Source organism: Aerococcus sp. Group 1 (assembly GCF_000193205.1).
Taxonomy (GTDB): Bacteria; Bacillota; Bacilli; order Lactobacillales; family Aerococcaceae; genus Aerococcus; species Aerococcus urinae_A.
The window spans coordinates 1,320,839-1,335,025 of the sequence record NC_015278.1 but is presented as its reverse complement, the minus strand read 5'-3'; the positions used below and the strand labels follow the sequence as shown (position 1 = coordinate 1,335,025).

The window sequence follows — 14,187 nt, the reverse complement described above, 5'->3', positions numbered from 1 at the left end:
GGAGGATTCAAAGCAATGAAATTATCTGATTTATTTGTCAAAGAGGCTATGGATCTCAACTTACAAACTGAAAGTAAAAAAGATACCCTAGTCCATCTAGCTAAGCGTTTCTCAGATTGTGGAGGCGTCAGTGATGCTGAGGCTTACGTGGAAAAATTAGAAGCCAGAGAAGCCCAATCCACTACTGGCGTTGGTGATGAGATTGCCATTCCTCATGCCCAACATGAATCAATCAAAGAAGCTGCTATTATTTTTGCTCGGAGCGCAGAAGGAATTGAATGGGAATCCTTTGACGGTCAACCAGCTAAATTAATCTTTATGATTGCTGCTCCAGAAGGGGGCGGTGGGGAACACCTGAAGGCTTTAGCCCAATTGTCTAAAGTCTTGTTAAAAGACGGAGTCAAAGATGCTTTATTAAAAGCAGAAAGTCCTGATGAAGTCCTAGAAATTATCAAGGCCCATGATGAAAGTGAAGAAGCAACGGAAGAAAATAGTGAAGCCAAAGCTGCAGCAGTTGAAGCGGATAAGACTGATACTGATAATGATGTATATATCGTTGCCGTGACCGCTTGTCCAACTGGGATTGCCCATACTTATATGGCGGAAGAACGCTTGAAAAAAGCTGGACAAGCCGCTGGTTACCGGATTAAGGTTGAAACTAATGGTCAAAGTGGGGTAGAAAACCGCTTAACCAAAAAAGATATTGAAGAAGCGACAGCTGTTATTGTTGCTGCTGACAAACAAGTTGAAATGGCTCGTTTCGATGGCAAACCGATCATTATTGTACCGGTTGGTGATGGCGTTAACAAGGCTGACCAGTTAGTGGAACGAGCAGCCAATGATAAGCTACCAATCTATCATGCTAAGAAAGGCCAAAATGCTGAAGAAGAAGAGAGCTCAGATGGCGAAACATTAGGCCGTTTAGCTTATAAGCACTTAATGAATGGTGTTTCTCATATGTTGCCATTCGTTGTTGCTGGTGGTATCTTAATTGCCTTGTCTTTCTTCTGGGGCATTACATCCGCTGATCCAGCTGCTGATGACTATAACCAAATTGCGCAAGCCTTGAATACAGTAGGTAACTTATCCTTTGCCATGATGCTACCTATGTTGGCTGGTTTTATCGGTCATTCCATGGCAGACCGTATCGGTTTAGTTATCGGGGTTATTGGTGGTATCTGTGCGGAGCCAAGTAAATTTGCTGCCTTTACTGGGGTTGGGATTTTTGAAAATTCGGTTTCCTCTGGTTTCCTTGGCGCCTTGGTTGCTGGTTTCTTAGCCGGCGGTATTGTTTGGCTATTAGAAAAATTATTTGCCTGGCTACCTAAATCCTTAAACGGGATGAAATCGATCTTCCTATACCCAGTCCTTGGGGTATTGATTATGGGCTTCTTGATGCTCTTTGTGATCAATGGACCAATGGGCGCAGTGATGAACGGCTTAATGAGCCTTATCAATAGTATTCCACCTTCCATGACCATTATTTTAGGTTTTGTGGTTGGAGCGATGATGTCTATCGATATGGGTGGTCCGATTAATAAAGCCGCCTATGTTACTGGTACGGCTTTAGTCACCGCATCAGCTGGTGCAGGATCTAACGTGATGGCAGCCGTTATGTGTGGGGGTATGGTTCCACCATTAGCCATTGGTATCTCTGCAACCCTGCAAAAGAGTCTATGGTCTGAAGAAGAACGTAATAGTGCCTATGTCAATTATGTGATGGGAGCTGCCTTCATTACTGAAGGGGCGATTCCTTTTGCTGCTAAAGACCCAGTACACGTGATTCCACCACTAGCCCTTGGTTCAGGAATTGCCGGAGCTTTAAGCATGTTCTTTGGCTGTGTTTCTTATGTTCCTCACGGCGGTGTATTTGCAGTCTTAGCCGGGGGGGTAACTAATGGCCTAATGTTCTTGCTCTCATGGTTAATCGGTGGGGCAATTGCCGGAATCTTACTAAACGTTTTCTTAAACCGCGCCAAAACTAGTGAACAAGCGCAAAAAGCTGAATAATTTAAAAAAGTCCTTGTGTTTGTAGTGACCCCCAAAAGTTGGACTAAGAATTCAACTTTTGGGGGTTATTTTTATGTCTAAATATTCATTAGAATTTAAACTGAATTTAGTAGGAGACTATATTGCGAAAAAAGGAAGTTATCGAACCTTAGCTAATAAAGCAGGAATAGATCCTTCTATTTTACGAAGGTGGGTTAATAACTATTATGAATTTGGTGTAGATGGTTTAAAGAAAAGGCGGACTCAACAGGTTTATACTGTTGAATTCAAATTAAATGCGATAGAATTGTATGAAAGTACGGAAATGAGTTATCGCGAATTGGCCAATTCATTAAACATGAATAATCCAAGTCTAATCGCTAATTGGCGAAGAGCTTATCATGAAAGAGGACTTGATGGCCTTTCCGCGAGGAAAGGAAGGCCACCTAAAGTGTCTAAAAAGAAATCACAAATCAATCAAATAAAGGATAGCAGCGAAACCAATCAGTTAAGTGAAGCAAAAATAAAGGAACTTGAACAACGGATTACGGATTTAGAAATTGAGAACAAATTTTTAAAAGGATTGAGGAGACGTGTGGCTCAAAGAGTCAAGCGAGAAAAGAAGAAATAGTGACCGAAATCACACGTCTCCATGATGAAAAATATGCTTTAAAAGATATTCTTAGCGTTTTAAAGTTTCCTAAATCGACCTACTTTTATTGGAAAAATAAAGATGAGGAAATTGATAAGGATGCCGATTTAAAAGAGGAAATGAAAGACATCAGAGAAACCCATAAGGATTATGGTTATCGAAGAATGCGAGCTGAACTGCTTTCCCGTGGTTATAAGGTCAGTAAAAACAAAGTTCAACGCCTAATGAAAATTATGGGGATACAGGTCACTAGCTATACTAGAAAGACAAGAAAATATAATTCCTACAAAGGAACGATTGGAGAGATAGCGCCAAATCGTATCAACCGGCGGTTTGATTCGACCATTCCTTATCAAAAAATAACAACAGACACAACAGAATTTAAATACTACTATGCCGATGATTCTGGGAATTATCAAACTGGAAAACTCTATTTAGATCCTTACATGGATCTATTTAATCGAGAAATTATTCTTTTAAGATAACACATCAGCCTAATGGACAAAGCATGTTGGAGGGGCTACAAGCTGCCATTGAAGCAAGTAAATTATGTCCATACAGAAGAACCTTTCATTCTGATCAGGGCTGGGCCTATCAAATGAAAAGTTACACCCGGCTCTTGAAGGATCACCGAATTTTTCAAAGTATGTCTCGTAAAGGAAATTGCTTAGATAATTCGCCAATGGAGAATTTCTTTAGTCTACTAAAACAAGAAGTCTACTATGGTCGGACTTATCATTCCTTTGAAGAATTAGCACAAGCGATTGAAGATTTTATAATCTATTACAATGGTGAAAGAATCAAAGAAAATTAGATTTTAGGAGTCCTATAGAATTTCGTCTTCATCACGCTTCTTTCGCCGCTTAATGATTACACATAAACTTTAAACTTATCAAGAGCCGCTACGCTCTTCCTCTTGACAAGTTTAAATTTCTGAGTAAATGTGTCGGCAAGAAATAAGCAAGAACTGTAAGCAACAAAAAAGAGCTGGCCAAAGGCCAACTCACTATATATAAAGTCCAACTTATTGGGGTCACCATAGTTTTGCACAGGGACTTTTTTATGAAATGATTAATTTACTAAAAGACTGGTTGGCGCTAGTTTTCATCTATGATATACTTTTATCTATTGAAGATTCTTACCTTCTTAATAACTTTTTTACACAACTCAACTCAGTTATATTTAAGAATCTTTAAGTCGCTGCACGGAATGTGCAGCTTTTTTTATAGCTTTATGATAGTCACTATAGATCAGTGATGAATACTTTTTACTAAGGGCAGGAACATTGTCATATCAAGCTTTAATTAGTAGAATATAAGGGTCAGCTCATTATGAGTAAAATAGTAGGAGGAATTGCAATGAAGAAATGGATTTTACGCCTAATGGCCCTATTAGCTGCTTTTACCCTAGTGGCTTGTCAATCAGGCAATACTGATAGTGATAAAACGGTAAAAGTAGGGGTAGTTGGTGAGAAAAATGACGAATGGGACTACTTAAAGGATGAATTGAAGGAAAAAGAAGGCATTGACATCGAATTGGTCAAATTTACTGATTACCGGATGCCAATTGAAGCCTTGGAGCACCATGAAATCGATATGCATAGTGCCTTAACCGAAATTTATATGGATAATATGAATGAAGAATCTGGCTATCACAACACCACGATCGGTTATACCACCCTTAACCCCATGGGAGTCTTCTCCAATAAGATTGAAAAGATTGATCAAGTTAAAGAGGGCGACAAGGTAGCTGTACCTAATGATGTCTCAAATGAAAGTCGGGCACTCTTACTCCTTCAAGAAGCAGGGTTAATCAAATTAAACCCAGATAAAGGGCTCATGCCAACGGTTGAAGATATCACTGAAAATCCAAAGAATTTGGAATTCATTACCCTAGATTCCAACCAAACAGCTAGTGCTTTAAACGACGTGACGATTTCTTGCATCAATAACGATATGGCCGCTGACGCAGGCTTTGTGCCAACCAAAGATTCCATTTATTTAGAAAAGGCGACCGATAGTTCTAAGCCTTATTGGAATGTCATTGCCGTTGATGAAAAGAATAAGGATAATGAAACTTATAAGAAGATTGTGAAGTACTACCAAACCCCTGAAGTCGCTAAAATTATCGATGAAAAAAGTAATGGCTCAAGTATTCCAATTTGGGAAAGCCAAAAATAACTAAAAAAGACGGTTCTCTGTCAAATAGTGTTGATAGGAATTTTTATAATTAATGTCATATCAGAAATGGTATGGCATTTTTTAATAGCTTCTGATAGGTGAAAAAGGGTACGATTAAAAGGCCTCTTGTTTCTTATTTTTTCGCCGTAGGCGAAGACAGAGAGTGAGAAAGCAATATTATAAATAATGAATAATTACAACAAAGATTATGCTGCTTCTGAAAAAGTGAGTGGACGAGGTTGGAAATCATTACATACCAAGCGAGAAGCCATTATTATACGTATTCTTAAATGATCAAAACGATGGTAGCCATAACCTGTGCGCTTGATCAGTTTCGTTTTATTGTTCATTCCTTCTATTGGACCGTTAGATAAAGTATACGTTAAAGCTTCACAAATACCTTCTTGATATCTTTCTAAGGTTTGAAAAAATGGTTCGTACTCTACGTGGAAAAGTGTACTTCTTGACTTCAATGAGTAAGTCTTTAAATGACTGAATGTCATGGGTATAAATACTGTATTTTAGGCGATTAACATAGGTATAGGTACGTGACAATTCGGGAGATAAATTGATGAGGTAATCGACAATCATCTGTTCTGAAACGAGACCGTCAAAAAGTCGATGTGTATATAAGTTTTTATAGTCAAGTTCCCATTCATTTTTTAAAGGTAACTTCCATAACTGTTTTAATTTGCGATAATCACGTGGTGATTGATAGCGAATATGATTCATCAGTTGAATACGTACGGAGTTGATTGCCAGATTAAGATGTTGAATAACGTGAAAACGATCAAATAGTATCTTTGCATTAGGGAAACAAGCGCGGATAACTTCAATATAAGGGCTATACATATCAATCGTAACTATTTTGACAGCTTGTCGACTTTTGTAAGAAAAACGCATAAAGTAGTGGATTAATTCGTTCTTTTGTCGATTTTCAACAATATCAATTAACCGATGGTTTAGGGGATCAATAAAAATAAAGCTCATCGCGCCACTAACATTTTTCACTGATTTAAATTCATCAAAAGAAAGGCACTGGGGCAAATAATTAAATTTAGGTAGTAATGCTTTCCCTCTTTCTTCTAGAAGACGAATCACCGTCGATACAGAAACATTGTGTTGTTTACCGATAAGAGTCATCGCTATCGTTTCACTAAGAGCAAAAGTAATCGCAGTTTTTAGCGCTTTAGAAATATAGCAATTAGCTGCCACTATGGGCGTTTCAGTATTAAAAGTCCTTTGGCAGTGCTTACAAAAAAATGTTGCTTTTTAAGACGCAAAGTAACGGGTTGACCTCCATTAATGGTCGTTAGTAAGATATCGCTTGAATAAAATCCATTTTTAACGATATCAGCTTGTGATTCGTTGATATGTCCGCAATGGGAACAGTGAGAAGGATGGTTAGTTAAGGTTCCAAAAATAACCTTATGAATGATATTATTTTTCTTTTCCTCCACTACTCTATCTTCAATTTCAATATTTTCATCTTTTATATTAAAGAGATTTTGTATACAATTAGATTGAGTCATGGAATCCGCCTTTCTGTGTTTTGGATTGTATTTTCAGTATAGGCCTTCCATGGCTTTTTGTGTATCAAAAAATGGTGCCAATGAAGAGCCGTTGGCTCCCATCAACACCAAATATTATAGAACCAAAAAGACCTGTCCCTAGCTAAGGATTACCTTAGTTAGTGGATAGGTCTTTTCTTAATAATTTTGGGATAAAAAAATCAAAAAAAGCCCACATAGGGCAATTACTAAATAATACTAATTTGGATTTACTATCTCAGCGATAGGAGATGTAAGATTTTGCCCCATGAGGAGTAAAATTAGAGGTTAACTATTATTCATAATTAAGTTGTAAATGCTGTTAAATCAACTTTTTCTAAAAACTATTTGAAAGTCCTAGGAACTAATTACGCACCCAGAGGGAATCGAACCCCCATCTCAAGAACCGGAATCTTACGTGATATCCATTACACTATGGGTGCAAGCAATGAATATATTATAGCACATATAACCTACTTTTGTTAAGACATTTCTTGAAAAAATCCTAGTAGTGTAACTGTTAATGATTCCTTACTATAATTAAAATAAACTAAGCGGAAAAATCAGGTAAAGTATAAAAAAGATCGATTAGTCCTGTTTGTAAAGGCATTAATAGCTAGTTTACTTTTAATAGTTACTTGTAGGCTAATAAGTTTATCTATTGACCTATATTGACTATTAAGGTTATAATGGTTAGGAAGTTGAAAAAGGAGGAAATTAAATGAATTTAGTACCTACAGTGATTGAACAATCACCTCGTGGCGAACGCGCTTATGATATTTATTCACGCTTACTGAAAGACCGTATTATTATGCTCAGTGGAGAAGTTAATGATGATATGGCAAACAGTGTTATTGCCCAATTACTTTTTTTAGATGCTCAAGATAACGATAAAGATATCTATATTTACATTAATAGTCCAGGGGGATCAGTAACTGCCGGGATGGCAATTTATGACACTATGCAATTTGTTAATGCCGATGTTGTCACTATAGTCACTGGTTTAGCAGCTTCTATGGGCTCAATCCTATTAATTGGCGGCACAAAAGGGAAACGTTATGCCTTACCGCATTCTGAAGTGCTTATTCACCAACCTTTAGGTGGTGTTCAAGGTCAAGCCACTGAAATTGAAATCTCAGCTCGTCATATCTTGCAAACCAAGCAAACCTTAAAAGAAATTATTGCTGAACGTTCTGGTCAAGATATCGACAAAGTAGAAAAAGATATGGACCGTGATTACTGGATGACTGCCAAAGAAGCTAAAGACTATGGCATCATTGATGAAATCATGGCTTCTAACCAAGGACTAAAAGGTCAAGAATAGTATCTTAAAGCCTTACAAGACATATACAGAATGATTACCGAGTGTAGCTTAAGTAAGTACACTCGGTTTTTATAAAATTTGGGTTTTCACTGCAAAATGCTTGCGGCTGCATGATATTCTTGTTATACTACTAATGTAGAAAAATGAATAGCAGATAGAACTGCTCAAATTTTTTTGCACTATGTTGGTCAAAAAAAGGCATGACGGACAATAAAAGTCCATGCAATAGAAAGTTGAATGTCATGAAAGCCGTTTACAGTAGAATCCTTAAAGTGGTTCCTGAATTGGAAGACCTCTTTAAAAAAAGGATGCAAATTTTACAAATGGTCTTACGCTTTCAACCTATTGGTCGTCAAATTTTGGCAAAGAAGTTAGACATGACTGAGCGACCACTCCGGCGTGAAACGAATATCCTTAAAAAAGAAGGGTTACTAGATTCCACTAGAAATGGAATGGTTATCACCGCTAAGGGTGAGGAAGCTTTAGCTTTCGCTCGTGAAATGCTCCATGAAGATTCTAGTTTATTTGCTAAGGAACAACGCTTAGAAAAGCAACTAGGTATCGATGAGGTACATATTATTGAGAGTAATCTTGATGAAGAAAACAGTACCTTGGCGCAAATAGGGGTTTTCCTATCTAACTATTTAGCCAATACTTTGCCAGAAGGATACATTACGGTGGCTGTTTCAGGCGGCTCGACAATACTCGAGGTTGCTAAAAGCTTAAACCGTAAAGTCTTAACTAAGAATCGGCATTTTACGATTGTTCCTGCCCGTGGTGGCATGGGCGATTCGGTGGCGATTCAGGCAAATACAATTAGTGACCAACTCGCACACCGCTTAAACGGGACCACTAATTCTCTCTATGTTCCTGATGTTCTTACTGAAGAAACGAGAGATTTATTGGTAAAAGAGCCCTCCATTCAAGCAACATTAAATATTTTAAAGCGGACTGATGCTTTATTATTTAGTGTTGGTGATGCTAGAATCATGGCCCAAAGACGGGGTTTTTCAGCAGAATTGATTGATAAAATCCTTGCTAAAGGAGCTATTGGTGAAGCATTCGGGTGTTTTTACACCAAAGAGGGTGAAATAGTTTATCAAATGCCCCGTATTGGTTTACAATTAGATCAGATAAAGGATATTCAATATCCCATTCTAATTGCTGGCGGACGTGCTAAAGCAAAAGCCATTCAAGCTTTTGCAAAACTCGCACCCTTTAATTTTGTCTTAGTGACAGATTTAGGGGTAAGTAATCAGGTTTTAAATGAGGAAACTCATTAAAAATATTTTTATTTCCGAAGGAGGAAAATTATTAATATGGTAAAAGTAGGTATTAATGGTTTTGGACGTATCGGACGTTTAGCTTTCCGTCGTATCCAAGATGTTGAAGGTTTAGAAGTAGTTGCAATCAATGATTTAACTGACTCAAAAATGTTAGCTCACTTATTGAAATATGACACCACTCATGGTCGTTTCAATGGTGAAATTGAGGTTTTAGATGACGCCTTCAAAGTAAACGGTAAAGAAGTTAAAGTTATGTCTCATCCAGACCCAGCTGAAATTCCTTGGGGTGACTTAGGTGTAGAAGTTGTTCTTGAAGCTACTGGTTTCTTTGCATCAAAAGAAAAAGCTGAACTACACTTAAAAGGTGGAGCTAAGAAAGTTGTTATTACTGCACCAGGTGGAGCAGATATTCCAACTATCGTTTACAACACCAACCACGAAATCTTAACAGGGGATGAAACTGTTATTTCTGGTGCTTCATGTACCACTAACTGTTTAGCACCTTTAGCAGATGCTATTAACAAGAACTTTGGTATTGTTGAAGGTTTAATGTCTACTATCCATGCTTACACAGGTGACCAAAACACCTTGGATGCTCCACACCGTAAAGGGGACTTCCGTCGTGCACGTGCTGCTGCAGAAAACATTATTCCTAACACTACCGGTGCTGCAAAAGCTGTTGGCCAAGTGTTACCAGAATTAAATGGCAAATTAGATGGTTCTGCACAACGTGTTCCTGTTAAAGCAGGTTCAATTACAGAATTCTTCACTGTTCTTGAAAAGAATGTAACTGTTGAAGAAGTTAACGCTGCTATGAAGGCTGCTGCTAACGAATCCTTCGGTTACAACGAAGACGAAATCGTTTCTTCAGATATTGTAGGTATGACTTATGGTTCCTTATTCGATGCAACCCTAACTAAAGTTATGGACGTTGACGGTAAGCAATTAGTGAAGACTGCTGCATGGTATGACAACGAAATGTCATATACTTCACAATTAGTTCGTACCTTAGAATACTTCGCTAAGTTATAATAAACGCTAACGTTTAATAAAAGCGTCTATCCATGTAAAGGCGGGGAGTCAGACGCTCCCTGCCTTTTTTCTAAGTGATAGAAAAAGGAGAAATGAATATGGCAAAAGAAACTGTAAAAGATGTTAATGTCCAAGGTAAAAAGATTTTAATGCGGGTTGACTTCAATGTCCCTATGAAGGATGGAGAAATTACCGATGATAATCGTATGGTCCAAGCCCTACCAACGATTAAGTATGTCATTGAGCAAGGCGGGAAATTGATTTTATTTTCCCACTTAGGCAAAGTCAAAAGTGAAGAAGATAAAAAAGACAAGTCCCTTGCTCCCGTAGCCAAACACTTAGAAGAACTCTTAGGGCAAAAAGTAGTCTTTGTTCCTGCGACTCGGGGACAAGAGTTAGAAGAAGCCATTGACCAATTAAATGACGGGGAAGTTTTACTCTTTGAAAATACCCGTTTTGAAGATGTTGATGGCAAGAAAGAATCCGGTAACGATCCTGAATTAGGTAAATACTGGGCTTCATTAGGCGACGGTATTTTTGTTAACGATGCCTTTGGGACCGCTCACCGTGCCCATGCATCTAATGTTGGTATTTCTGCTAATGTTGACCATGCGGTAGCTGGCTTCTTGATGGAAAAGGAATTAAACTTCTTAGGGGATGCAGTCAATAATCCTAAGCGACCTTTTGTTGCTATCTTAGGTGGGGCTAAAGTTTCCGATAAAATTGCCGTGATCGAATCCTTACTTAATAAGGCCGACAAAGTGCTTATTGGTGGGGGTATGGCTTATACCTTCTTAAAAGCAAAGGGTTATGAAGTGGGGAACTCCTTGTTAGAAGAAGACCGTGTTTCATTAGCTAAAGAAATTATGGAAAAAGCTGGTGACAAACTTTACCTGCCAGTAGATGTTGTCGTTGCCGATGACTTTTCAAATGACGCTAATACGCAAGTAGTGGCTGCTGATGCCATTCCTGAAGGTTGGGAAGGATTGGATTCCGGTCCTAAGACCAATGAATTATTCGCTAAACAATTAGAAGATGCCAAGACGGTCGTATGGAATGGCCCTATGGGTGTCTTTGAAATGGAAAAATTTGCCGTTGGTACCAATGCCGTATGTAAAGCGGTTGCTGACCTTGACGATGCCATTACTATTGTTGGTGGTGGAGATTCTGCATCTGCTGCTAAGAATTCAGGCTTTGCAGAAAAATTCTCACACATTTCTACCGGTGGGGGAGCTTCTTTACAATTCTTAGAAGGTAATCCTCTACCAGGTGTTGAAGCGTTAAGTGAAAAATAAGGAAGGATGAACAAAGTGAGACAAGTTTTAATTGCCGGAAACTGGAAATTAAATAAAACCGCTAGTGAAGCAACAGATTTTATTGAAGACTTGAAAGCTAAATTAAGTGGTAAGGAAAAGGCTGAAGTTTTGGTTTGCCCACCAGCTCTATACGTTCAAAGCTTACTCTCTGAAAGTCAAGACACTAACATTAAAGTTGGTGCTCAAAACTGCTACTATGAAAATAGTGGGGCTTTCACTGGAGAAATTTCACCTTTAGCTTTAGCAGATCTAGGAGCGAGCTACGTGGTTATCGGCCACTCTGAACGTCGGGAATTATTTAACGAAAGCGATGAAGATGTTGCTAAGAAAGCTAAAGCAATCTTCGATAATGGTATGACACCAATTATTTGTTGTGGTGAAACCTTAGAGCAACGTGAAGAAGGTATTGCCAAAGAATGGATCACTGGACAAATCAAGGCAGCCTTAAAAGAACTTAGCCAAGAAGAAATTGCTAAAAGTGTCATTGCTTATGAACCTATCTGGGCAATTGGTACCGGTAAAACCGCCTCTCCAGAAGACGCTGAAGAAATTTGTAGCCACATTCGTGACGTTGTCTTTGAAGTAGCTGGTCAAGAAGCTAGTGACGCTGTTCGTGTCCTCTACGGTGGTTCAGTGAAACCTGCTAATGTTAAAGATATCTTAGCCCAAGAAAATATTGATGGTGCCCTAGTAGGGGGAGCTAGTCTTCAAGTTGACGATTTTCTTGCTTTAGTTAATGCTGCAGAATAATTCATCAAATAGATTATAAAATTAATTTAGATAAAAGGAGATAAAATCTATGTCATTAATTACTAACATCCATGCCCGTGAAATTTTGGACTCCCGTGGTAACCCAACCGTTGAAGTAGAATTATATACTGAATTAGGCGCATTCGGCCGTGGTTTAGTACCTTCTGGTGCTTCTACTGGTGAACATGAAGCGGTTGAACTTCGTGATGGCGACAAAGATCGTTATGAAGGTAAGGGTGTCCTAAAAGCTGTTGAAAATGTTAATACAGTGATTGCTGAAGCTATTGTTGGTATGGAAGTTACTGACCAAGTAGGTATTGATGAAGCAATGATCGCTTTAGACGGTACCAAGAACAAAGGTAAATTAGGGGCTAATGCTATCTTAGGTGTTTCTCTTGCTGCTGCTCATGCTGCTGCTGATGAATTAGATGTGCCATTGTATAACTACTTAGGTGGATTCAATGCCCATGTTTTACCTACTCCAATGATGAATATTGTTAACGGTGGTTCTCACTCAGACGCACCAATTGCCTTCCAAGAATTTATGATTGTGCCTGCAGGGGCTCCTTCATTTAGAGAAGCTCTACGTTGGGGTGCTGAAACCTTCCACGCTTTGAAAGGTATCCTTAAAGGCCGCGGTTTAGAAACTTCCGTTGGTGACGAAGGTGGTTTTGCTCCTCGTTTTGACGGTACTGAAGACGCTTTACAAACCATTATTGAAGCCATTGAAGCTGCTGGACGTAAACCAGGTGAAGATATATTTATCGCTTTAGACTGTGCTTCTTCTGAATTCTACATTGATGGAAAATATGACTACACTAAATTTGAAGGTGAAGGCGCTGCTGTTCGTTCTGCTGCTGAACAAGTTGAATACATCGAAGAACTAGTTAACAAATACCCAATCATCTCTGTTGAAGATGGTATGGACGAAAATGACTGGGAAGGTTTCAAATTATTAACCGAACGTATCGGTGATAAAGTTCAATTAGTTGGTGATGACCTCTATGTAACTAACACCGACTACTTGAAACGTGGTATTGAAGAAGGCATTGCAAACTCAATCTTAATTAAGGTTAACCAAATTGGTACCTTAACTGAAACCTTCAACGCCATCGAAATGGCTAAACGTGCTAACTACACCGCCGTTGTTTCCCACCGTTCTGGTGAAACTGAAGATGCAACCATCGCTGACATTGCTGTAGCAACCAACGCTGGTCAAATTAAGACCGGTTCCTTATCACGTACAGACCGGATGGCTAAATATAACCAATTACTACGTATCGAAGACCAACTTGGTGAAACTGCTGAATACCAAGGAATCCATGCATTCTACAACTTAAGCAAATAATCCAATAAGTAAATTTAAAAACGTTTTTAATTAATAAGGTGGGTCGCTCCCACCTTTTTATTTTTACTCTAATGGGGACATCCTTCTTGAAAACTAAGAGGCTTTTCGTGTTAAATAAAGTGTGCTAAGATAGAAATTAATGATTCCAGGGAACAAGGAGGGATTAAATGTCTCAAACAGAAGACCGCCAAGCTTGGATAGAACAACGTAAGAGCGACAATTATATTTTTGCTGATGTCATCCAACAGGCTGATGATCGCTATTTAATCAATGGTCAAGCTTTTCAAGTGGTTAAGGATGCTGAAGCGGGCATCGATAAGCAGGAGTTAGCTAACCGCTATATGGATATTTTGGATTCCTATGACTATGTGGTGGGCGATTGGAGTTTTCAACAATTGCGTTTGAAGGGTTTTTATGAAGATAAATTACCCCACACCAGTATTGACCAACAAATTTCTTTTTAGATGATTATTTGTATGAATATTGTAGTTTTGGTTGCGATTATTTTGTTTTAAAGCATCTGCGTAGTGAAGAAGAAATCAATGAACGTAACCGCCAATTGAAGAGTAAACGGAATAATCAAAATTCTAAGCGCAAGAAGAGAAGGAATAGTCGTCATAATAACCAAGGAAATAATCATAAAAAAGCTTCTAAAAAACAAACGAAGACAGTGGGTAAACGCTTCTCGGTGAAAAAGAAAAATTCCAGTCGTAAAGCCAATGCTGTTAAAGTAACTGCTAAAAAACGTTTAAAATAAGGA

At 38.4% G+C, this 14,187-nt stretch carries 13 protein-coding genes, 1 tRNA gene and 1 pseudogene; 11 read left to right on the top strand and 4 right to left on the bottom strand.

Annotated elements, in window-relative coordinates:
- The first annotated feature begins 15 nt into the window (after positions 1-15).
- From HMPREF9243_RS06165 to HMPREF9243_RS06150, 3 genes and pseudogenes are all read left to right on the top strand, one after another.
- Positions 16-2,010 carry a fructose-specific PTS transporter subunit EIIC gene (locus HMPREF9243_RS06165; protein ID WP_013669292.1) on the top strand — a complete coding sequence of 665 codons (1,995 nt, stop codon included), beginning with the start codon at positions 16-18 and terminating at the stop codon, positions 2,008-2,010.
- Between the two features lie 73 nt (positions 2,011-2,083).
- Positions 2,084-3,508, top strand: a pseudogene (locus HMPREF9243_RS10340) (IS3 family transposase).
- A 491-nt stretch (positions 3,509-3,999) separates the two neighbouring features.
- On the top strand, positions 4,000-4,821 hold the full coding sequence (locus HMPREF9243_RS06150; protein WP_013668515.1) for a MetQ/NlpA family ABC transporter substrate-binding protein: 822 nt from the start codon (positions 4,000-4,002) through the stop codon (positions 4,819-4,821).
- Positions 4,822-5,027: 206 nt separating this feature from the next.
- Here the strand turns inward: HMPREF9243_RS06150 and HMPREF9243_RS10870 are convergent, their stop codons facing one another.
- The 4 genes from HMPREF9243_RS10870 to HMPREF9243_RS06135 all read right to left on the bottom strand — a co-directional run bounded on the left by HMPREF9243_RS10870 (position 5,028) and on the right by HMPREF9243_RS06135 (position 6,814).
- Complete coding sequence (locus HMPREF9243_RS10870) at positions 5,028-5,324, bottom strand: transposase (protein ID WP_269208271.1); 297 nt, start codon at positions 5,322-5,324, stop codon at positions 5,028-5,030.
- The gene (locus HMPREF9243_RS10330; RefSeq protein WP_269208270.1) at positions 5,212-6,036 is read right to left on the bottom strand and encodes a transposase; all 825 of its coding nucleotides are present in this window, start codon (positions 6,034-6,036) and stop codon (positions 5,212-5,214) included. The genes HMPREF9243_RS10870 and HMPREF9243_RS10330 overlap by 113 nt, the downstream gene beginning before the upstream one ends.
- Positions 6,036-6,353 carry a hypothetical protein gene (locus HMPREF9243_RS10745; RefSeq protein ID WP_041706138.1) on the bottom strand — a complete coding sequence of 106 codons (318 nt, stop codon included), beginning with the start codon at positions 6,351-6,353 and terminating at the stop codon, positions 6,036-6,038. Before HMPREF9243_RS10745 ends, HMPREF9243_RS10330 begins: the two co-directional genes overlap by 1 nt.
- Positions 6,354-6,742: 389 nt before the next feature.
- Positions 6,743-6,814, bottom strand: a tRNA-Arg gene (locus HMPREF9243_RS06135).
- A 278-nt stretch (positions 6,815-7,092) separates the two neighbouring features.
- Here HMPREF9243_RS06135 and clpP point away from each other — a divergent pair.
- From clpP to HMPREF9243_RS09980, 8 genes are all read left to right on the top strand, one after another.
- Positions 7,093-7,695: an ATP-dependent Clp endopeptidase proteolytic subunit ClpP gene (gene clpP / locus HMPREF9243_RS06130; RefSeq protein WP_013669776.1), complete on the top strand. Its 603-nt coding sequence runs from the start codon at positions 7,093-7,095 to the stop codon at positions 7,693-7,695.
- A gap of 284 nt (positions 7,696-7,979) precedes the next feature.
- On the top strand, positions 7,980-8,978 hold the full coding sequence (locus tag HMPREF9243_RS06125; RefSeq protein ID WP_196793321.1) for a sugar-binding transcriptional regulator: 999 nt from the start codon (positions 7,980-7,982) through the stop codon (positions 8,976-8,978).
- Positions 8,979-9,014: 36 nt separating this feature from the next.
- Positions 9,015-10,013 (top strand): type I glyceraldehyde-3-phosphate dehydrogenase, encoded by a 999-nt coding sequence (gap, locus tag HMPREF9243_RS06120; protein ID WP_013669436.1) that lies wholly within the window; start codon positions 9,015-9,017, stop codon positions 10,011-10,013.
- 98 nt (positions 10,014-10,111) lie between these two features.
- On the top strand, positions 10,112-11,308 hold the full coding sequence (locus tag HMPREF9243_RS10740; RefSeq protein WP_013668894.1) for a phosphoglycerate kinase: 1,197 nt from the start codon (positions 10,112-10,114) through the stop codon (positions 11,306-11,308).
- A gap of 15 nt (positions 11,309-11,323) precedes the next feature.
- Complete coding sequence (gene tpiA, locus HMPREF9243_RS10735) at positions 11,324-12,079, top strand: triose-phosphate isomerase (protein ID WP_013669594.1); 756 nt, start codon at positions 11,324-11,326, stop codon at positions 12,077-12,079.
- A gap of 49 nt (positions 12,080-12,128) precedes the next feature.
- Positions 12,129-13,427, top strand: a complete 1,299-nt coding sequence (eno, locus tag HMPREF9243_RS06105; RefSeq protein WP_013668617.1) for a phosphopyruvate hydratase — start codon at positions 12,129-12,131, stop codon at positions 13,425-13,427.
- 167 nt (positions 13,428-13,594) lie between these two features.
- Complete coding sequence (locus HMPREF9243_RS09985; RefSeq protein WP_049776772.1) at positions 13,595-13,891, top strand: YutD-like domain-containing protein; 297 nt, start codon at positions 13,595-13,597, stop codon at positions 13,889-13,891.
- 8 nt (positions 13,892-13,899) lie between these two features.
- The gene (locus tag HMPREF9243_RS09980; RefSeq protein WP_049776771.1) at positions 13,900-14,184 is read left to right on the top strand and encodes a hypothetical protein; all 285 of its coding nucleotides are present in this window, start codon (positions 13,900-13,902) and stop codon (positions 14,182-14,184) included.
- Positions 14,185-14,187: the final 3 nt, after the last annotated feature.